Origin of the sequence: Nannocystis punicea (assembly GCF_026965555.1) — a bacterium.
GTDB lineage: Bacteria > Myxococcota_A > Polyangia > Nannocystales > Nannocystaceae > Nannocystis > Nannocystis punicea.
Genome location: NZ_CP114040.1, coordinates 821,270 through 841,601, shown reverse-complemented (window position 1 = coordinate 841,601; position 20,332 = coordinate 821,270). Strand labels below are relative to the sequence as shown.

Annotated in this window: 13 protein-coding genes; 7 read left to right on the top strand and 6 right to left on the bottom strand. The window is 73.7% G+C overall.

Features of this window, described 5'->3' with window-relative positions:
* Positions 1-12 precede the first annotated feature (12 nt).
* The 3 genes from O0S08_RS03090 to O0S08_RS03080 all read left to right on the top strand — a co-directional run bounded on the left by O0S08_RS03090 (position 13) and on the right by O0S08_RS03080 (position 5,072).
* A complete protein-coding gene (locus O0S08_RS03090; protein ID WP_269037455.1) occupies positions 13-744 on the top strand; it encodes a hypothetical protein in 732 nt (243 codons plus the stop codon).
* A gap of 45 nt (positions 745-789) precedes the next feature.
* Positions 790-1,431, top strand: coding sequence for an RNA polymerase sigma factor (locus O0S08_RS03085; RefSeq protein ID WP_269037454.1), 642 nt, complete (start codon positions 790-792; stop codon positions 1,429-1,431).
* An 83-nt stretch (positions 1,432-1,514) separates the two neighbouring features.
* A complete protein-coding gene (locus O0S08_RS03080; RefSeq protein WP_269037453.1) occupies positions 1,515-5,072 on the top strand; it encodes a serine/threonine-protein kinase in 3,558 nt (1,185 codons plus the stop codon).
* Positions 5,073-5,829: 757 nt separating this feature from the next.
* Here O0S08_RS03080 and O0S08_RS03075 read toward each other — a convergent pair.
* From O0S08_RS03075 to O0S08_RS03060, 4 genes are all read right to left on the bottom strand, one after another.
* A complete protein-coding gene (locus O0S08_RS03075) occupies positions 5,830-6,345 on the bottom strand; it encodes a nuclear transport factor 2 family protein (RefSeq protein ID WP_269037452.1) in 516 nt (171 codons plus the stop codon).
* 964 nt (positions 6,346-7,309) lie between these two features.
* Complete coding sequence (locus O0S08_RS03070) at positions 7,310-7,717, bottom strand: hypothetical protein (protein WP_269037451.1); 408 nt, start codon at positions 7,715-7,717, stop codon at positions 7,310-7,312.
* Positions 7,710-8,258, bottom strand: a complete 549-nt coding sequence (locus O0S08_RS03065) for an RNA polymerase sigma factor (RefSeq protein WP_269037450.1) — start codon at positions 8,256-8,258, stop codon at positions 7,710-7,712. Before O0S08_RS03065 ends, O0S08_RS03070 begins: the two co-directional genes overlap by 8 nt.
* 12 nt (positions 8,259-8,270) lie before the next feature.
* On the bottom strand, positions 8,271-8,753 hold the full coding sequence (locus tag O0S08_RS03060; RefSeq protein WP_269037449.1) for a hypothetical protein: 483 nt from the start codon (positions 8,751-8,753) through the stop codon (positions 8,271-8,273).
* A gap of 328 nt (positions 8,754-9,081) precedes the next feature.
* Here O0S08_RS03060 and O0S08_RS03055 point away from each other — a divergent pair, with 328 nt between their 5' ends.
* A complete protein-coding gene (locus tag O0S08_RS03055; RefSeq protein ID WP_269037448.1) occupies positions 9,082-9,786 on the top strand; it encodes a hypothetical protein in 705 nt (234 codons plus the stop codon).
* Positions 9,787-9,919: 133 nt separating this feature from the next.
* Here the strand turns inward: O0S08_RS03055 and O0S08_RS03050 are convergent, their stop codons facing one another.
* Positions 9,920-12,055: a TlpA disulfide reductase family protein gene (locus tag O0S08_RS03050; protein WP_269037447.1), complete on the bottom strand. Its 2,136-nt coding sequence runs from the start codon at positions 12,053-12,055 to the stop codon at positions 9,920-9,922.
* A 1,071-nt stretch (positions 12,056-13,126) separates the two neighbouring features.
* Between O0S08_RS03050 and O0S08_RS03045 the strand changes: the two genes are divergently transcribed.
* Together O0S08_RS03045 and O0S08_RS03040 are read left to right on the top strand one after the other, a co-directional pair.
* The gene (locus O0S08_RS03045) at positions 13,127-14,041 is read left to right on the top strand and encodes a hypothetical protein (protein ID WP_269037446.1); all 915 of its coding nucleotides are present in this window, start codon (positions 13,127-13,129) and stop codon (positions 14,039-14,041) included.
* A gap of 23 nt (positions 14,042-14,064) precedes the next feature.
* On the top strand, positions 14,065-14,724 hold the full coding sequence (locus tag O0S08_RS03040; protein WP_269037445.1) for a hypothetical protein: 660 nt from the start codon (positions 14,065-14,067) through the stop codon (positions 14,722-14,724).
* 148 nt (positions 14,725-14,872) lie between these two features.
* Here the strand turns inward: O0S08_RS03040 and O0S08_RS03035 are convergent, their stop codons facing one another.
* Positions 14,873-18,757 carry a hypothetical protein gene (locus O0S08_RS03035; protein WP_269037444.1) on the bottom strand — a complete coding sequence of 1,295 codons (3,885 nt, stop codon included), beginning with the start codon at positions 18,755-18,757 and terminating at the stop codon, positions 14,873-14,875.
* A 231-nt stretch (positions 18,758-18,988) separates the two neighbouring features.
* Here O0S08_RS03035 and O0S08_RS03030 point away from each other — a divergent pair, with 231 nt between their 5' ends.
* Positions 18,989-20,065 carry a M24 family metallopeptidase gene (locus O0S08_RS03030; protein WP_269037443.1) on the top strand — a complete coding sequence of 359 codons (1,077 nt, stop codon included), beginning with the start codon at positions 18,989-18,991 and terminating at the stop codon, positions 20,063-20,065.
* Positions 20,066-20,332 lie beyond the last annotated feature (267 nt).

Genomic DNA, 20,332 nt, shown 5'->3' with positions numbered 1-20,332 from the left:
TATGCTCGGGCCATGCAAGGCTCCGCGCTCGCGCTGCTCATCCTCGCCTACCTCGCCGCGCTCGGCGTCGCCGTGTGGAGCGACGTCTCGCCGGGCACGCTGCTGACCTGGGGTGCGGGGGGCGCCGCGCTGATCTGGCTGGTCGTGCTGGTGACCTTGCCGTGGAACCTGCACTTCCGGGCGCGCGAGGTGCTGGCGGAGATGCGGCGCTCGCGGGAGGCCGGGATCAAGGTGACCGACGAGCAGGTCGCGTTCGCCGAGCGGGTCAAGCGCTGGACCCTCTTCACCAGTCTGACGATCCACTTCGTCTCCGCCGGCGTCGCCCTCGCGATCGCCGTCGTCACCGGCTCCGACCTCGGCTACCCGTTCGCCGGCTTCTACCTGCTGTCGTGCCTCGTGCGCCCCGCCACCGCCTCGATGCAGCAGGTCCGCCGCCGCCTCGAGGCGATCGCCGAGGACACCCGCTTCCCGCGCGACGACGTCATGAAGCTGCGCGGCCAGGTCGGGCGCCACGAGACCGTCGTCGAGCAGCTCGAGGAGTCGCTCAAGGAACTGCGCGAGGAGCACGACGAGCTGGCGGCCCGCGCCGATCGCCAGCGCGTCGAGCTCGAGCAGAAGATCGGCGCCCTGGCCCGCAAGTTCGAGGACAGCCTCGACCGCCTGACCGACAACCGCGAGCTCATCTCCGGCATCAAGGCGTTCTTGCGGATGATCCGCGAGGGCGACGCCGACGCCAGGACGTGAGCCCGCCTGGCCGCCGCGCCTCGCCTCGCGCTATCCTCGGCGCCGATGGACGACCACGACCGACGCCTCCTCGAGGCCTGGCGATCCGGCGAGCGCAAGGCCGGGCAGGAGCTGGTCGAGCGCCACTACTCCGCGGTCTACCGGTTCTTCTTCGGCAAGGTCCGCGACGCCGTCTGTGAGGATCTGTCCCAACAGACATTCGAGGTCGTGTGCCGCCGGCGCGACGCCTACCGCGGCGACGGCAGCTTCCGCGCCTACCTGTTCGGCGTCGCCCGCTTCGTCCTGATCGGCTGGGCGCGGCGGCAGCGGCGGTTCGAGCCGACCGAGGACAGCCTGCCGGCTGACGCCGACTCGCTGCCCGGGCTGCTCGCCGACCGCGAGCTGGTCAAGATCGTCGCCACCGCGCTGCGCGGCCTGGCGCTCGACGACCAGCTGATCATCGAGCTCAAGGACTGGGAGCACCTCACCCAGGCCGAGCTCGCGGCGCTGTTCGAGGTCCCGCAGGCGACCGTCGCCCGTCGCCTCCAGCGGGCCCGCGCGCGCCTGCGCGCGGCCGTCGAGCGGCTCGTCGAGGACCCGGCCCTGCGCGACCGGACCCTGCGCGGCCTCGAGAGCTGCATGGAGAGCATCCGCGTCGAGGTCGATCGCCGCTTCGGCACCGCCCCGCGCGGGCAGGGCCCGGAGTGACCGGCGACGAAAAAAATTTCTCGGGCCCCGGGGATCAGCCTCAGGGGTCGCGGCACTTGGCGGCCACACCCCCGGAGTTCGTCATGCCGCCAGTCACCGCCCGCCCCGAAGTCCCCGCGTCGCACGTCGTCCGCGCCGCCCAGGCCCGCCTCCTCGCCCAAATCGGCGGAGGCGACGCGCAGTCCTCGATCTCACCGACCATGCCCCCCGCCGGCGGCCCCTCCGTGCTCGCCGATCCGACCGCCTGGCCCGGCCCCTCGCGCGCGCCCGGCCAGCCCGAGGACGACGAGCGCTACGAGTTCGGCGAGGCCTTCGCTACCGGCGGCCTCGGCGTCGTCCGCCGCGCCCGCGACCGCCGCCTCGGCCGCGAGGTCGCGGTCAAGGAGCTGCTGCGCACCGACCCCGCCGCCGAGCACCGCTTCGCGCTCGAGGCCGCGATCACGGCCCGCCTGCAGCACCCCGGCATCGTCCCGCTCTACGACATCGGCCGCCACTCGACCGGCGAGCCGTACTACTGCATGAAGCTGGTCGAGGGCCAGACGCTCGAGCACGAGATCCGCCGGCGCCCGCGGCTCGCCGAGCGCCTGGCGCTGCTCGAGCACGTGATCGCCGCCGCCGACGCGGTCGCCTACGCGCACCGCCACGGCGTCCTCCACCGCGACCTCAAGCCGGCCAACATCCTCGTCGGCGAGCTCGGCGAGGCGGTGGTGATCGACTGGGGCCTGGCCAAGGACACCCACGACTCCGGCCCCGAGCCGTCGGCGAACGCGCAGGCCGCCGGCACCGACGGCTTCATCTCGACCATGACCGAGCAGGGCACGATCCTCGGCACCCTGCGCTACATGCCGCCGGAGCAGGCCCGCGGCGAGGCCGTCGACGCCCGCGGCGACGTGTTCGCCCTCGGCGCGGTGCTCTACCACGTGCTCGCCGGGGCTCCGCCGTACGCCGACGTCGACAGCCGCGCGCTCGCCTCGCGCGTGGTCGAGGGCGCGGTCGACGACCTGCGCGAGCGCGCCCCCGAGGCCCCGCGCGAGCTGGTGGCGATCGCCCAGCGGGCCATGGCCCTGCGCCCCGAGGACCGCTACTCCGGCGCCGAGGCCCTCGCCGACGACCTGCGCCGCTTCCTCACCGGCCGCCTCGTCGACGCCCACCGCTACTCCGCCGGCGAGGTCGTGCGCCTGGGGCTGCGCCGGCACCGGGCCGTCGTCGGCGTCGCCGCGGCCTCGCTGGCCGCGTTGGCCGTCGGCGGCGCCTATGCCGTGCAGAACATCCGCCACCAGCGCGACGCCGCCGAGACCGCGCAGGTGCACGCCGAGGCCGCCCGCGGCGAGGCCGAGGCCGCCCTCGCGGTGGCCCGCAAGCAGACCACCGAGTCGCTGCTGGCCCAGGCCCGCGCCGCCCTCGACAGCGACCTCGTCGGCACCCTCGGCGCCCTGGCGCAGGCCGACCTGTCCGAAGAGACAGTCGCTCGCCGGGCCCGCCTGCTCGCCCTCGCGGCCGAGACCCGCGGCGCCCCGTCGCGGGTGCTGCAGGGCCAGGCGCGGCCGATCTCCCAGGTCGTCGGTCTGGCCGACGGCAGCCTCGTCAGCGTCGACCTCTCCGGCGACGTGTGGAAGTGGGACCCGCAGGAGGGCACCGGCGCGCGCGTGTTCGACCTCCGCGAGCAGGACGTGATCATCGTCGCCGCCCGCGACGTCCCGGCCTTCGCCGCCATCGGGGCCCGCAGCGCCCGCGTCGAGCGCGACGGCGCCGCGCAGCAGCTCGACATCGGCATGGTCGACCGCGGGATGTACCGCGCGCTGCACTACCGCTGGGACATGTCGGCCGGCGGCGAGACCCTGGCCGCCCTCACCGAGCCGGCCTCGAGCTACGGCGCCGCCGCCAGCCCGCCGGCCTACCTCTGGGACCTGACCCAAAAGCCAGCCACACTCGACGTCGTCCCCGGCACCCGCGGTCGCACCGCCGCCCTCAGCCCCGACGGCCGCGCCGTCGCCTACGAGGAGACCGGCTACAAGAGCTTCCTGCGCGCCGGCGGCGAGTCGAACCCGGTGCCGGCGATCGGCGGCCCGCTCCACTACTCGAGCAGCGGCGCGCACCTCGTCGCCTGGGCGGCCGACAAGCCGGCGCGGCACGTCACCTACACGCCGGCCACCGGGGAGGTCCACCCGCTCGGGCGCTGGACCCTGGCGCTCGCGCCGAACGACCGCGCGCTGGTCCTCGACCCCGACGACTTCACCGGCATGATCTCCCTGTCGCTGCGCTCGCTGGCCACCGGCGAGGCGCTGTGGAAGGAGGAGCCGGTCGAGTCGGGCAACCTCGTCGAGTGGGGCGACTCGCAGGAGTACGACGTCGCGGTCGACATGCACGGCGACGGCCTGGCCCTGCGCACCCCCGACCACTGGTTGCTCGGCTCGCAGGCCGACGGCCAATTCCTGCGCCGCCTCGACACCGGCGGCGACCGGCACGGCGCCTTCGCCGGCGACGGCCGCTTCGCGCTCGCCCACCACGACGACCTCCACGTGTGGGACGCGGCGTCGCCGAGCCCGAGCGCGCAGGGCCTGGCGACGCTGCAGGCCGCGGTCGTCTCCCAGGACGGCCGGCGCGGGATCGTCTTCTCCCGCGTCGACGGCAGCTCGCCCCGCCTTCGGGACATGTTCGAAGGGACATATCATGACTCCTGCGTCGACCGCCTGACCACCGAGCAGCTCCTCGACCGCGGCGCGCGAGTGGCCGTCGGCGGCAGCGGCCGGGTGCTGTTCGTCGACGAGGCCGGCCAGGCCTGCCTCAGCGACGCCGCCGGCCGCCACGAGTTCGCCGTCCCCGCCGGCATCAGCGCCGCGGCGGTGGCCGACGCCGGCGCCGCGCTGACGGTCGGCTTCCGCGACGGCGTCGTCCTCACCTGGCGCGACGTCGACGCCGCCCCGCGCAAGTGGGAGCTCGGGGCCGAGGTCGCCGAGCTGGTGCCCACGCGCAGCGGCGAGGGCGTGCTCGCCCACACGCGCACCGGCAAGGTCTTCGCGCTCGCCGACGGGGCCGACAGGGCGATCGAGATCGCCGCCGTCGATCCGGGCCCGGCGGCCAGCTTCTACCGGCCGCCGCCGACCTTCGTCCACCCGCAGGCCGCGGTCGCAGTGGTCCCGCTGCCCGGCCAGGACGCGCTCGCCGTCCACGACTTCGCCACCGGCGCCACCGCCCGCCGCCCGCTCGTCCTCCCGACCATGCCGACGGCCGCCTACAGCCCGAGCGGCGCGACTCTGGCCGTGGCGGTCGCGGGGCGTCGCGTCCTGCTCGTGCAGGGCATCGACGATCCCGGGCGCGAGCTCGCCCTGCCCGACGAGGCGCGCGGCCTCGCGTTCGTCGGCGAGGACCAGCTCGCGGTGCTGGGCGAGACCGGCGCGCTGATCCGCGTCGACACCGTGATCGGCGAGGCCGCGGTCATCCGCCGCAGCTGGACCGGCCCGCTCGACGGCCTGTCCTCCCGGACCCGCGTCGGGCTCGCGGCCGGCGCCGACGGCACCACCTTCGCGTTTTTGGAGATGTACAAGCGCGTCGCCGCCCAGCCCGCCGAGTCGGTCCCGCGCGACGCCGCGACCCTGACGAGCTGGCTGCAGGCGCGCAGCCGCCAGCTCGGCAGACAATGAACATGCGCAAACAGGCATGTCCTTGGCGACATGTCCAAAGAGACACCATGCGCCCGACCGCCCGGGGCGGGCCCGCTCTGCGGAGTTTCGCGCCCGGTCTTCGCTCACGCCGGCCCCGGGTCCATCCGCTAACGTACCCGTCGGAGGAGGTACCCGATGAAGACCAAGAAGAAGCAAGCGAAGCAGGTCCCGATCAAGTCCGGCATCCGCGCCGGCGACGAGATGTCGATGAGCACCATCGGCAACTTGCGCTGACGCGACCGCCGGAGCAGGAGCCGAAGCAGGTCCCCATCGCGTCCGGCATCCGCGCCAGCGACGAGATGTCGATGAGCACCATCGGCAACTTGCGCTGACGCGAGCGCCGGAGCCGAAGCCGAAGCAGGTCCCATCGCGTCCGGCATCCGCGCCGGCGACGAGATGGCGATGAGCACCATCGGCGACTTGCGCTGACGCGACCGCCGGAGCAGGAGCCGAAGCAGGTCCCCATCGCGTCCGGCATCCGCGCCGGCGACGAGATGGCGATGAGCACCATCGGCGACCGAGCCGCCGCCGCGGTGCCGCCCTCTCGGCGGCACCGCGGCGCATGTCCCCGGGGACAGATGCGGTCATCGGCGAGGCACCGCGACAGGCGCGAGTTCACGGGCCGTCGCCGGCGCAGCGCCCTCTCGCACGAGACGGTGCGTCACCGGCCCGCGCCCCCATGATCGGTCGCTTCTCTTGGAGCACCACCGGCGCCGAGTCACCGCGACGCCGCCGCTCACTTGCCCGGCTTGCGCTCCTTCAAAAAACGGATGTCGCCGCCGACATCGTGCAGCGAGGTGATGGGCACGATCACGGGCACGCCGGGCGTCGTCTCCAGCACCTTCGGGTTGCCGCCGGACCAGGTCATCCGGTTGATGCGATGCTGGATCCGCCACTTCCCCTTCACCTTGACCAGGCGGTCGTCGTAGTAGCCCTGGCCCTCCCAGAAGTCCCCCCCGGGCGTCCCGGGTTTGATCAGGCGAAAGTGCCCGTAGGTCATCGCCCAGCCCTCGTGGCCCTGGAGCTCCCACAGCGTGTTCGACATCGTGTGCTGCGTCCCGCTGTAGACCGCGTGGATGACCGCGAAGATCTGTTTAAAAGTTTCGAGGCCGGTCCACACCGCGCCCTCGCCGTAATCGGCGATCACGTCGCTGGTGAACACCTCGTCGAACAGGTCCCACTGCTGCGTGTCGATCGCCAGCGCGTAGAGATGGACCAAGGACAGGATCGTGTCGGCTTCGCTCTGAGACATCCCCGAGACCTTTCGCAAGTCGTCGACGTACACCACAAACGCGCCCGGACAGGCCGCACGGCCGTCAGGGCGCATTCTTCAGTTTAACACGGGGCAACGCCGTTTCGACGGGAGAATGCGCGCGCCGCCGGGTGTCACGATCGCCGACGTCGGGCGGCCGCCGACGTCTCTGCAGGAGCGCCCGATCTGCCGGCGCTCATCGGACGCCGGCCGGCGCCGGGCGCGGCGGTGAGACCGAGCCATGGTCCTGGGCGACGCGGGGAAGGACGGGCCTCGAGCAGAACATGTCCGATGGGACACATGAGCCGGCGCGCCTCCGCGGCAGCCGGGCGCATGCTTCGGCCCGAAATGCGTGTCTCTCGAGACGTCCGCGCTGCGCAGACATGTCCCGAGAGACAGGTATCACGCTTGTCGCGACTCCGTGGTCGAGGACGGGCCCCTCGACCTGGGCTCGCGCCGACGATGCGGCGCAGGCCGCCTCGTGCGGGCGCGCCGCCTCACGGAGGACGGGGACGCGCCGGCGTACTGTCCCGAGAGGCAGGCAGACGCGGGGACGGGGCGTGTTCACTCGCGCCTGTGTCCCGCTCTCCGCTCCACCCGGCGGCCGAGGACGGTCTCCTCGACCGGGACTCGAGCCGACGCAGGACAGGCCCCCCTTCGCTGGCCCGCTCTTGCCTGTGCGGCCCATCGGGTCGCTGTCGCTCTCCCGGTGTGACTTCATGAAGCGACCGAGCGACGGCTACCCGGGGCCGCTCGAGTCGAGCGGTCCAGCCCTCGTGCGGACGCGCGGCCTCGCGACGAGGACGCACCGGGACGTGTCCCGAGAGACAGGCGACCGCCGCGGCCGGCGACGTGCCCGTTCACGCCCCCCCGCCCTCGATCCGCTCGACCGCCCGCCTCCGATGACGGAGTCTCGCCGACACTGACCTTCAGGACATGTTCATGAGGACATCTTGATAGATCTTCACCGCTCGAGCCGCCGCGCCGGCCCGGCGGCGGCCTCGGCGATCCACCACAGCAGCGGCAGGGCGGCCACCAGCAGCGCCAGCCCGGTGGGGGCCCAGGCGAAGCGAACGGCCGCCTCGACCAGCGTGCGCAGCGGCCCGGCCGGCGCGGCCGTGGCGGCCACCTGCAGGCCGACCGCCGCCGCCGCCGCGAACGTCAGCACCTCGAGCGCGATCGCCGGCCCCAGCACCCGGCGCTCGCGGGCTCGCAGGTGGGCCAGGGCGTCGACCAGCGGCGCCCGACGCATCAGCGCCACCGGGTCGACCGCGCGCGGCCGCGGGAGCGGGCTGCGGGCCAGGCTGTCCATGAAGACAGCCACCGCGCGGGCGCGCGGGTCGTCGTCGGGCGCGCGGGTCGTCTCAGTCACGGGGGCCAGGGCCGCGGGAGGACGCGAGGGCGGGTGGGAACGCATGGTGGTCCTTGCTTTCGGTTTGCAGGAGGTCGGCCAGCCGCGCGCGGGCGCGGCTCAGCAGCACGCGGACGCTCGCCGGCTTGACCTCGAGGATCTCCGCCATCTCGGCGTGATCGTGGCCGTCGACGTACGCCAGCCACAGGAGCGCCGCGTCGCGCCGCGGCAGGCGGTCGAACACCGCCTGCAGCTCGCTGCCCTCGCCGGGCTCGGGCGCGCGCGGCGGGGCGGCCTCGTGCGCCAGCAGGAGCTCGCGCAGGCGGGCGCCGAGGCGGGTGCGCCGGCGGTGATGATCGGTGACCAGGTTGGTGGCGATCCGGTAGAGATAGGCCCGCTCGGCGCCGGCGCGGACCCGACCGGCGGGCAGCTGGAACAGCCGGCAATAGCTGTCCTGCACCAGATCGTCGGCCGCGGCCCGCTCACCCGTCAGGCGATAGACGTAGGCCCACAGGCGAGCGTGCGTCGCGGCGTAGAGCGCCTGGAATTGGTCTTCGTCCATGAAGTCCCGCGCTCACGCGCCCGCGACCTCGCGGCGGTACGGCGAGGCGCTGCGGCCCCGGCCTCGGTCCCCGAGGATCTCCCACCGCTGCGCCAATTTGTAGGCCACCGCCGCGCCGAGGAGAAGCGACCCGCCGAGGGAGAACAGCAGCACGCCCGGGATCACCATGTCGCCGTAGCCCTCGAGGGCCGCCGACAGCACCAGGAACGCCAGGCCGAGGCCCGCCAGGCCGATGCCGCCCTGGACGCTGCGCAGCAGCCGGCGCTGCAGCGGCGGCTCGCCCTGGTCGAGCAGGCGCAGGAACTCCTGCCCCGCCGCGCCGCCGAGGAATTTTTCGAGGGCCTCGGGATCGGCGAACCGCTCCAGCGTCCGCACGCCGAGCTCGAACCGCCGCTGCGTCTCGTGTTCGGCCCGCAGCCGGGTCTGGCGGACGATGAACCCGACGAGAAAGAAGAAGGTCAGCGGGATCAGGATGGCTTCGAGCTCGACTTCCATGGGCGACTCCGTTGCAGCCAAGACGCCGGCCCCTCCCCCGAGGTTAACAGCCCCTCGCGCCGCGCCGCGCTCGCCGGCAGCGCCGCGACGCTGACCGCATGTGCAGGGGCGAGCGGCGCGACGCACGCGTTTCACCTCTGTCTCGACGAACATGTTTTTTAGGACATGTCTATTCGAGCACCTGCGTTCTCCGTCAGTGTGACACCGACGCTCCGTCTCCGGCCGGCCCCGAAACCGCGACGCGCCTGCGTCCAGCGGCCGTTGGAGCCACGACGCCGCTCCCGAACAAAGTTCCTGAAGGCGCTCGCCGTCGGTTAGGCTGCGCCCCATGACCCTCGCTTGTCCTTCTCGCCCCCTCGCGTTCGTCCTCCTCCTGGCTGCGTGCAGCCCCGGGACCAACGGCGACACCACCGATACCACCGCCGGCACCGAGACGACCACGGAGACGGGCACCGAATCCGCGGGCACCTCGACCACCAGCGAACCCGACACCGACACCACCCCCACCACCGGCCCCACCACCACGAGCACCAGCCCCACCGAGACCACCGACCCCACCACCACCACGACCGACGCCACCACCGACGCCTCCACCACCGACGGCACCACGACCGAAGGCACCACCACCACCGACGGCCTCGTCTGCGACCTCGTCGAGATCACCACCGAGCGGGCGCACGCGCTGGGCGGCGAGGTCCTCGACTGCGGCATCGTCGATCCGTGGAACAACACCATCGAGGAGTGGGAGACCGCCCACGACTGCGCGTCCAAGGCGGCGGCCGCCGAGCAGCCGTTCCAGCTGGTGGTGTGGCTGCAGGGCATCGACAGCGACGTCGGCCGCGGCTACATCGGCGTCGCCGCCCGCTCGTACACGATCGAGGAGATCTGGTACGACTCCATCGGCGTCCCGATCACCAGCAAGGCGGACTGCACGTCCCTCGCCATGATCGACGGTTGTCTCGACTTCCTCGGCTCCCCCTGCTTCAGCTGCGAGGGCCTGAGCAACGGCGAGACCCTGTGCGACCTCCCGTGATCGCAGGCCCGCGCCCATGACGGTCCGTCGCCGCGCGACGCGACTGCCATGAATGGACCGGCGCCGCTCGCCCGGCGCCGGTTCAGCAATTCATCCCACCGCGCCTACGCGTCGCGACCGCTCGCGCCAGGATTCAGCCCGCGGCATGCAGCGACGCGCCGGCCTCGCGGGCGGCGCGTTCGCGCGTCGCCTCGACGTACCAGCCGAACTCCTCGACGAGCCGCGCCGGCGCCCCTTCGTGGGCGAACAGGACGCGGCCGTCCGGGGCGACGAACAGCGTCTGCGGGACGCCGCGGTAGCCGAGGTCGTTGAAGTAGCGCGCGCCGAGCAGGACCTCGAGCCGGAGCTCGCGCCCCGTCATCCACTCTGCCAGCCCGGCGGGATCGTCGTCGGCGTTGACCGTGGTGACCACGACGTCGGGCGAGCCGGCGAGGGCGTCGGCGAGCTGCTGCAGGGCCGGCATCTCGCGCACGCACGGGCCGCAATTGCGGCTCCAGAAGTTGATGATGCCCAGCTTGCCGCGCAGCGAGGCGCTGTCGCGCTCGCCGCCGCCGACCTTCGCCAGCACGAACGGGCGCAGCGCCTGCGGCTCGGCGACCGCGCTCTTCGCCAGCAGCGCGGCGCGCCGCCGCTCGACGTGCTCCACCTCGAGCCGCGCGCGGTGCTCCGCGTAGCCGCGCTCGCTGCCGTGCTGCCGGCGGTACAGCTGCCGCAGCGCCTCGCCGCAGACCGCCTCGCCGCCCCAGCGCGACAGGCCCTCGACCAGCCATTGCTCGGCCTCGTCGATATTGCCGTCGGCCTCGGCCACCGCCGCCAGCTGCACGAGGAACTCCGGCGCCTTGTACCGGTGCGCGCGCCCCCGGCCGAGCACCTCGCGCGCCTCGCCGTCGCGCCCCTGCGCCTGCAGCGTGGTCGCCAGCGCCGCGTAGAGCGGCGTCAGCATGGAGCCCGCGTCGACCTCCGACGGATCGATCCGCCGCTGCTCGGCCAGGCGCGCCTCGCCGTGCTCGAGGATCAGCCGCGCGATCGCCTCCGCCTCGGCGTCGTGATCGGTGCGCGCGCTGAACCGGGCGACCGCGTCGGCCTGCCCGTGGACGTTGATCCGGTCGTGCCGCGCCCACGCCTGCAGGGCCGCGAGCTGCTGCTCGGACGAGACCCCCTCGGCCTGGCTCAGCAGCCCGTAGCGCATGCGCGTCACGTCCGCGAGGAGCCGCGTGACGATCACCCGGCGGGCGAGGAACGCATCGAGCAGGCGCAGCTCCTCGGCGTCGGCCGCCGGGTCGACCCGCCCCTCCCGCCCGTAACGGGCCTCGTCGAGCGCGAGGATCTGCCCGTAGCGGGCCCAGTCGGCCTCGGCGCTGTCCGGGAAGCGCGCCAGCAATTCGGCGGTGAGCTCTTGATATGTCTCCGGAGCCATGTCCGTATAGACATATGCGGCAGCCTGCAGCGCCGCCGGGGCGTCGCCGCGGTGCCGCAGCAGCAGGGCGACGTCGGCGTCGATCGCCGCCCGCCGGTCGGCCGCCTCGCGCACCGGCGACAGCCGGATCGCCTGCCACAGCTTGCTGTGCAACGCAGGCGAATGCGGCGACAGCTCGAGCGCGCGGCGCAGCGAGGCCTCGGCCTCGCTCGCGCGGCTGTTCTGCAACTGCCAGGTCGCAGTCATGAACTCGGCGTCGACGTTGCCCGGATCGGCGGCGCGGACCCGGGCAGCGAGCTCCGACACCCGCGACTCGGTGGCCTCCGGCTGCTGGGCGGCGAACGCCAGCTCGAGCGCGACCAGGTCGGCCGGCGCCGGCTGCGGCCGCTCGGCGAAGAACGCGGCCGCCTCGTCGCGCGGCGCGTGGACCACGAGCGCCCGCCCGAGCAACCACACCGCGTCCGGGTGGTCGGGCATGGCCGCGAGCGCGACGCGGGCCGCCGGCGCGGCCTCCTCTGCGCCGCGACCGGGGTGATCGACGAGGGCGCCGGCGCGGGCGAACAGCGCCCACGGATCGCCGGGCCGCTCGGCCAGCATCGCCTCGGCCAGCGGCACCGCGTCGACGCCGGAGCGCGCGACGCAGAGGATCGTCCACGCCTGCAGCGGCGCGCTGTCCGGGTGCACGAGGCGCAGCGCGGCGCCGTCGCGGGCGCAGGCCCAGTAGTCGCGGCCGAGATAGGCGCGGCGGACCTGCGCCGCGGCGCCGTCGGCCGCTGCGGCCCGGGTGATCACCGCGGCGCGCGGCTCGGCCTCGCTCCGCTCGCCGCACGCGGCCGACAGCAGCGACATCATCCAGACGAGGAAAAAATACGCGAGATTGTGTCGACGGGATAAAGACCGGCGAGGCATACGAGCGATCACAACGTTTGATTAACGTCCCATATTCCCGGCGGGGTGCAAACTCGGCCCGCGAAAAAACCCGCGCGACGGCCGATTCGCGCGCTTCGACGCTCCCGCCATTTCGTCACGCCGATGCCAATAGGCCGGACATCGTGACACAGCGGCCGCGGCAGCTCGCGGCCGAAGCCACGATCGGGCGAGCACGTCGACTGTCACATGTCTCCAAGGACATATCCTCGCCTCGCCCTCGCATCCCGGCGCAGCCACTGGCGACTCGTCGGCGACGAGCCTCGCGCCGCCCGCTGCGCCCGCTTCCGTCGAACCGCGGCCCGAGTTCACCAGCCACCGCGTCCTCGTGCGTATTGACATGTCTCCAAGGACATATCGTCCGTGAGGTCGACCCGCGTCCGGGCCTCGCGGCGAAGCCCCTGACGACTCGCGCCGCCCGCCGCGCTCTCATCCGCCGCGGTCGCCCGAGTTCACCAGGCACCGCGTCCTCGCGCGTATCAACATGTCTCCAGGGACATATCGTCCGCGAGGCCGACCCGCGTCCGGGCCTCGCGGCGCAGCCCTGACGACTCGCGCCGCCCGCCACGCTCGCATCCGTCGCGGCCGCCCGAAGTTCACCGGCCACCGCCTCCTCGCCGATACAAACACGTCTCCACGGACATATCGGCCGCGTGGCCGACTCGCGTCCCGGGCTTCCCGGCGCAGCCGCTCGCGACTCGCTGGCGATGAACCTCGAGTCGCCCGGTCACGCACGCATCCATCGCTGCCGTGCCCGCGAGCGCGGCCCGGCCGCGCACATGTCTCGTGAGACATGTCCTTCACCGACCAGCCCGCCCCCGCGCGAGGCGGGGCACGCCGCCCCGCTCGCGCCCTGTCTCCGTCCCCCCCGACCGCGCGCTTTCGCCCCGCCCAGGCCCGCCAAACCCCTTCCAGCGCCGCGAGAGCGCCAATTTTCGCCCCTCGCAATTTTTCCGCCGGCTGCGGCGACTCCAGGCCCGGACGGTGACGCCCATCATGCACAGCACAGCGAACATCTCTTCGACGACGCGCGCGCGGACCCTGGCCGGGCTGGCCTGCGCGGCGCTGTTCGTCCTACCGGAGCGGCCCGCGGCGGCGCTCTCGTGCGACGGTCCGGCGTGGGAGGACGAGTGGGCGATGCCCGGCTCCCTGCGCAACCCGGACGCCGAGTTTCCGGTCGACGCCCAGTTCTGGGAGCTGCGCGGCTGCGCGTACGACTTCGTGGCGCCCTCGGGTTGCCGATTGGAGCGCGGCGACGACGTCATCCCCGTCGCGGTCGAGGTCGACGGCGGCGAGCACTGCAACGTCGAGCCCTCGTACGTCGGCGGCGAAAACTTCCCCGACGCGATCGTCCGCTACGTGCCCGAGCGCTCGCTCATCCCCAACCGCACCTACGTGCTCGCGTGCGACGCCAACGGCCCGGCGGTCAACGACGAGCAGGGCCAGTACACGGTCGTGCGCTCGCGCCTCGACCCCACGCCGGCCGCGGCCCCGGGCTCCCTGGACGACATCGCGCTCGAGTTCAAGCGCGGCGACGACGGCTGCTGCCAGGCCATCAGCTACCTCGAGCTGCAGCTCGACCACGTGCAGCCGTGGCTGCAGGAGGGCGGCTACGTCGAGGTGCTCTACGACGACGGCCAGGTGTTCGCCGTCCGCGAGCCCGAAGTCTGGACGACGAGGATCGAGATGCCGCCGACCAAGGGCGGCCTCGAGTTCACGCCGGTCGCCGCCGACGGCACCCGCGGCGAGACGCGCCGCTTCGACCGCGGCGACTACCACCGCGAGCTCATCTACACGCCCTGCGCGGTGATCGGCGACACCTCGCCGCTGGCGCTGTGGCTGTCCGCCCCGCTGCTGTGGATCGGCACGCTCGGCCGCCGTCGCCGCCGCGCCGCCGGAGGTGCGTCATGATCTCCCATGTTCTCTTCTTGACAATGTCCCTTTCGACAGGTCTCTTCGGTCAGCTCCAGGCGCCGCCCGCCGACGCCGGCGTGGCCGTCCCGCCCCCCGCCGCGCCCGCGCCCGCGGACGAGGCAGCCCCCGCGACGGCCCCGCTCGACGCGACCGCCGACCCCTCGGCGGCCCCGCTGCCCGCGCCCGCGCCCGCGCCTGTCTATCAGGACATGTCCGCCCCGCCAGCCTACCCGCCGGCCCCGGCGCCGACCCACAAGTCGCGGTTCGTGTTCGCGTTCCTGCCGGGGCCGACGTATGGGCTCCACTTCTTCCCCTCCGGCAACCTGCCGTTCTTCTTCGGCGCCCGGCTGAAGCACAGCCCGTGGGCGCTGGGCTTCCAGTTCACGCTGTCGGTCGGGTTCGCCGAGCGCTACTGGTCCGGGCTCCTCACCCACCGCTATCACATCACCGCCCTGACCAGCTTCGGCGCGCGCGGCCGCGGCTTCGCCAGCGTCGGCGGCGGCTTCGCGGTCCGCTTCTTCTCGCCGATGGTCGAGGCCGAGGGCCGGGTCGGCCTCCGCTTCGGCTCGCGCCGCCGCGGCATCGTCGCCGGGGTGGTCCGCCTCGGCTACGACTTCGCCCACCGCGAGGGCGCCCCGGTGCCGCAGGTCGGCGTCGTGGTCGGCGTCTGCACCTTCTGAGTCGGCGCCGGCCTCCGGGTCGGCGAATGGTCGAGACTTCGCAGCGACGCGGCGGGCCATCGAGGTCGATGGTCCCGCCGCCGTCACTGCTTCTTCGTGATTGCTCCGGCACGGGCCGGCTGTCTCGGCGACCTGTCCGTCCGGACATCTAACTCGAGATGAACCAGCCGCCGCCCACGACCGTGCGGATGAGCGCGGCGATCGTCGCCTTCGGATCGGGATCGCGCGACAGGCGGTAGCCGGGGGTGCGCATGGCGGCGGGCAGCAGCGGGCGCAGCAGGTTGTCGAGCTGGTTCTCGCCCTCCTCGACCAGCTTGCCGCGGAGCAGACCGGCGAGGACGCCGTCGCGCTCGAGGTCGAGGTGGAACGCCGCGTCGTCGAAGCTGTAGGACAGGCCGGCGAAGCGGTAGTCGAGCACCGTTGCGCCGTCGATCTCGAGCGGCGGGTCGGCGGTGAGGAGCAGGCCGTGCTCGCTGAGCCGGACCACCAGCATGGTGTCCGGCGGCAGCAGCACGCGCGCGAGCTTCGAGTCGAACAGCACCCGGCGGCCCTCGTCGTCGACCGGGAAGCGGTCGAGCAGCGCCGCGACCGCCGAGAAGTCGGAGCGCGCGGCGGTCGGCTCGTAGGCGACCAGGGAGCGGCGCACGATCGCCTCCACCAGAGCGTTCTCCAGCTGGCCGAACTCGCCGATCTGGACCTCACCGGACTCGAGGTGGTAGCGCGCGCCCTGGAAGTCGAGGCTGAGGCGCAGGCCGGGCATGTCCCACTGGAGGCCGCGCTCGCTGACGATCGAGATCTCGCGACGGTTGGCGGCGACGGTCAGGACGTCGCCGGGCTGCACGTGCACGCGCACCTGGGCGAAGCCGCCGGGGAGCTGGGCCTGCAGCACCGTGATCCGGCCCGGATCCGGCTCGGGCTCGGGCGGCAGCGGCAAGATCCGCAGGCCCAGCCGCTGCAGCCACGCCGGCACGTGCGGGATCACCAGCACGCGCAGCAGGTCGGCCAGGACCGCCTCGGTGCGCGCGCCGACGGCCACCGGCTCGCGGTAGTACCGCTCCTGGATGCCGGCGACGCCGATCTGCACCGAGCCGTCGGCGAACCGGTACGACGCCTCGTGCAGGGTGAACGACGGCATCTCCGCGAGCGCCGGGCCGCTCAGGCGCACCCCCGCGGGCGAGCGCAGCGCGACCCCCTCGGCGTCGACGCTCAGCTCGAGCGCGCCGCCGGGCTCGGTGCACAGCTCGATCGGGCCCCACGCGTGGTTGGCCCCGAAAGCCACCAGCACGTCCTCGCCCGCGGCGGTGGCGTGCCGCGCCGGCCAGAACCACGGCAGCACCCGCGCCAACATGCCCCGAACGACATGGCTCAAGAGCCAGCTGTCGAGCTCGCCGGCGGCGGGCCGGCTGGTCAGCTCGACGGTGAACGGCAGCAGGGTGATCGCGGCGCCGAGGGTGTCGACGTGGATGCCGAGGTCGGGCATGCGGGCGACGAAGCCCTCGCCGAAGTCGAGGCGGGCGCCGTCGCGGCGCAGCTCGACGGTGAGCGGGCGCTGGCGGTCGAGGTGGAGGGTCAGCGGGCCGACGACCGGCAGCTCGAGGACGCCGATCGGCGGGGCCGCGGGCGCGGGCGGCAGCGGCGGCGGCGGCCACGCCTGCGGCAGGCCGAGCCGCTCGGCCAGCGCGTGCAGCACCACCTTGGGGGTGAAGTGCGCGTGCAGGCGCCGGACCAGCGCGTGCAGCAGCGGGCCCGCCGGCGGCTGCGTGACCAGCTCGATCTGCTCGCCGTCGGGGCGCCAGCGGATCGCCTCGACCGCGAACTCGCCGATCAGCGACTCGCCCACCGGGCGCACCTGCAGCGGCGCGGTCGCGCCGAGCACCAGCGCCCCGGCGACCCGTGCCGCGGTCAAGGACGCACCTGGCGGGAGGGACAGGTCGACCGCGAGCCCGAGCTTCTCGCCGATGAAGCCCGAAAGGACATGTCGCAAGGGCCATGTCTCGTTGGGGTCGGCGTCCGGCCACAGCGGCACGAGCTTGCGCAGGGCCGGGACGACGAACGCATCGAGGGCCCCGGCGCCGAGCGCCTGCAGGTAGTCGCCGACCGGCGGCGAGGCGTCGATCACCAGCTCGCGGCGCGGCAGGTCGTAGCGGGCGCTGCGGAGCTCGAGCATCAGGCCGAGGTCGCGGGCGACCAGGAACAGGCCGCGCTCGCTGCGGACCGACAGCTCGGCCGGGCCGAGCGAGCCGCCGAGAGTGTCCTGCGGGTCCATGCGCAGCTCGAGCTGGCCGAGCACCGGCAGCGAGAGCCCGAACATCTCGACCGAGGCGCGCGCGAGGCGGTCCTCGTCGATCGTCGGCGCGCCCTGGCGGCGCAGGCCGAGCCAGTCAGGGGCGCCCCCGGCCGCGTGGCTCCGGAACATCTCGGTGAGCACCGCCTGGCCGAACTCGCCCAGCCCCGGGTCGCCGTCGATCTCGAGCGCGCCGTCCTCCCAGCGGTAGACAACCCGCCGCAGCTGCGCCGCCGGCAGGTGCCAGGCGCCGGGGAACGCGAGCGACAGCCCGGCCGGGGCGGTCAGCACCAGGGCGTCCTCGGTGTGCCGCAGCTCGACCTCGAAGCCGGCCCGGGTGTGCGCCACGATCGGCTCGCGCCCGACGGGCTGGCGCCACAGCACGTGGTGCTCGCTGCCCTGCGACGGCCGCAGCACGCCGCGGTCGCGCAGCCAGCGAGGCGGCAGGTGCGGCGCGAGGTAGCGGTCGGACGCGCGCTGCACCACCGCGTCGAGCAGGGGCCCGAGCGGCGGCTCGGTGTGCACGTCGACGACGGGGATGTCGTCGCGGTCGAAGCCGAGGCGCGAGCGCACCAGGCGGAGCTCGGCGAGCTCGGGGAATTGATCGGAGTAGAGGTAGAGCCCGCGCGGGGCGTCGAGGCTGAGGCCGTCCTCGCGCTTGATCACTGCGACGTCGCCGCCGCGATCGGTGGCGACCGCGAGCGAGCTGAACGGTCCGAGAGGAATTGTGAAGAGCTTGCGCGTGACCTCCGGCGGGTCGTCGGCGGAGATCCGCAGGGTCGCGAGGCCCGCCGCGAGTCCGGCCTTGAGGCCCGAGAACAGGCTGGCAGCGCCGCCCGCCCCCTCGCGCGCGCGCGGATGACCGGCGGTGCCGGCGGTGCCGGCGGTGCCGGCGGTGCCGGCGGTGCCCTCGGCGCCCGCCGGCTCGGCCGCCTCGCCCTCCTGCAGCGCCTTGTCGTCGGCCCGCAACCTGTGGACGAGGTCGACGAGGTGGTCGCGGCGATCGGGGTCGGCGAACAGATCGTAACCGGGCTCGGCCATGGCCGCGGGCAGCCGCTTCCGCAGCCAGCGAGTGGCCCGCTTCTCGACCGCGCGGACCACCGCCCGCCGCACCGGGCCGAGCGGCGCGCTGACGACTTCGAGGGAGGCGGTGGCGAACACGTAGCGGACCCGCAGGACCGAGACGCTGAGCCCGATGGCCCGCACGATCAGCGGCCGCGACACCGCGACCTCGAGCGCGTCGCCCCGCAGCTCGACCGAGAGGATGGCGAGCGGGTCGAGGGCGGCGACGACCCCGGGGAAGCGGCGCCGAAATTGGAGATGGCGCGCCTGCGACTCGCCGGGGAACAGCCGGGCCGCGGCCGCGTGCAGCATGCTCCCGCCCGGGCGCCAGCCGAGCGTGTGGCGCAGGACGCTGCACAGCGCGACCGCGAGCGCGCGCGGCAGGAAGGCGCCGAGGCCGTCGCTGTCGGTCTCGACCACGCCGTCGACGAGGTCGACGTAGAGCCGCCGCAGCTGCGCCGACGGCAGCTCGACCGGACGCACCTCGAGGCCGCTGCCGAACTGCAGCTCGATGGCGTCGGCGTCGATCTCCAGGCGCAGCGGCTGCGCCAGCCCGAGAGCGACGTCGACGTCGCCGACGAGCGGCATGGACAGCCGCCCGAAGTCCTCGCGCGGCAATACGGCGGTCACATACTCCCCGGATGTCCGGACCTCGTGGTGGACTGGCTGCGGCTGCGGTTGCGGCATGGCCTCGATGTAGTCGGCAATGTCGCGGACGCTCGTGTCGACGGCCACGTCGCGCCAATGACGGACGCCAGCACGCCTCCGCCCCGTCGCGTCCGCGACCGTCGCCGGGGCGTCGCAAGCTGCGCAGCGCCTCGCCTGCGGAGGTCCTGTCAATTCTCGCTGCAGCCCGCTTGCCGATCGCCGGAGATCGCCAACCATTGCTCGGCGGAGCCTCCGCCCGATGTGCCGCGAATGACGGAGATCGCCGACAAGCTGGCGCTGGTCCGCCGCTGCCTGCGAGCGTCGCGGCTGGCGGCAGTGCGCCTGCGCGGCTCGGACTGGTTCGCGTGGGCGACTGCCGGCGGTTCGAGCGTCGTGCTGGCGACCAGCGAGCGCGGGGTGGCCGAGGTGCTGATCACCGCCGACGAGGCGTGGGTCCTGACCGACGCGATCGAGCGCGAGCGCCTGCAGGCGGAGGAGGTCACGGAGCTGCCGCTGTGGTCGCACCCGTGGGCGGCGCCGGAGCAGCGCGAGCAATTCGTCGCCCGCTGCGCCGGCGGAGGCCGGGTCGCCTCCGATCGCCCCGAAGCGGACGAGGTCCCGCTGCCGGGCCCGCTGGCGCGCGCGCGCTGGTCGCTGACGGGGCCCGAGCAGGAGCGCTACCGCCGACTCGGTCGCGCGGCCGCGGAGGCGATGACTGCGGCGCTGCAGGCGGCCCGCCCGGAATGGACGGAGCTGCAGCTGGCCGGCGCAGGCAGCGAGGCGCTGGGGTCGCGCGGCATCGAACCGGCGCTGATCCTCGCGGCCGGCGAGCGCCGCCTGCCGCTCTATCGCCACCCGACCCCGCGCGACGAGCCGCTCGGCGCCCGCGCGATGATGGTGTTCTGCGCCCGCCGCCACGGCCTCTACGCCTGCCTGACGCGTCACCTGTACTTTCGGACACCCACGCCCGCGGAGCGCCGCGCGGCCGCCGTCGTCGCCGAGGTCGAGGCGGCAGCGTTCGCAGCGTCGACGCCCGGCGCGGAGCTGTCGGCGGTGTTCGCGGCGATGACCGCCGCCTACGCGCACGCGGGCCAGCCCAGGGCCGAGGAGGCCCACCACCAGGGCGGCCCGTGCGGCTACGCGGCCCGCGAGTCCCTCGTCCGCCCGGGGAACTCCCAGACCCTCGCGGACGACGGCGCAGTCGCCTACAACCCTTCCCTGCCGGGGATGAAGATCGAAGACACCGCGCTGCTCCGCGGCGGCGAGCTCGAGTTCCTCACGGTCGATCCGTCCTGGCCGACCGTGCCGGTCCACGGCCGACCACGGCCCGACCTGCTCGTGCGCTGAACCGACGCTCCGACCTGTATTATATATATATAAATATATATAGGCCACGGATCTCCGCCGCTCGGTCGTCACATTGCGCGTCCGCCCGGAATGCACGCTCAAGAGTGGAGCCGGTGCAGGTCAGGCCGGAGACGTCGCGCACCGTCGGCTGGCTGAAAGTGGCGGTGGCGCTGGCCTCGAGCACGCTCGCGCGCCGACTCGAGCCACTCGGCGACGTGGGCGTGAGTACGAAGAGGCCCGCGACTCCGCGGGAGTTCGTCCTCCGCT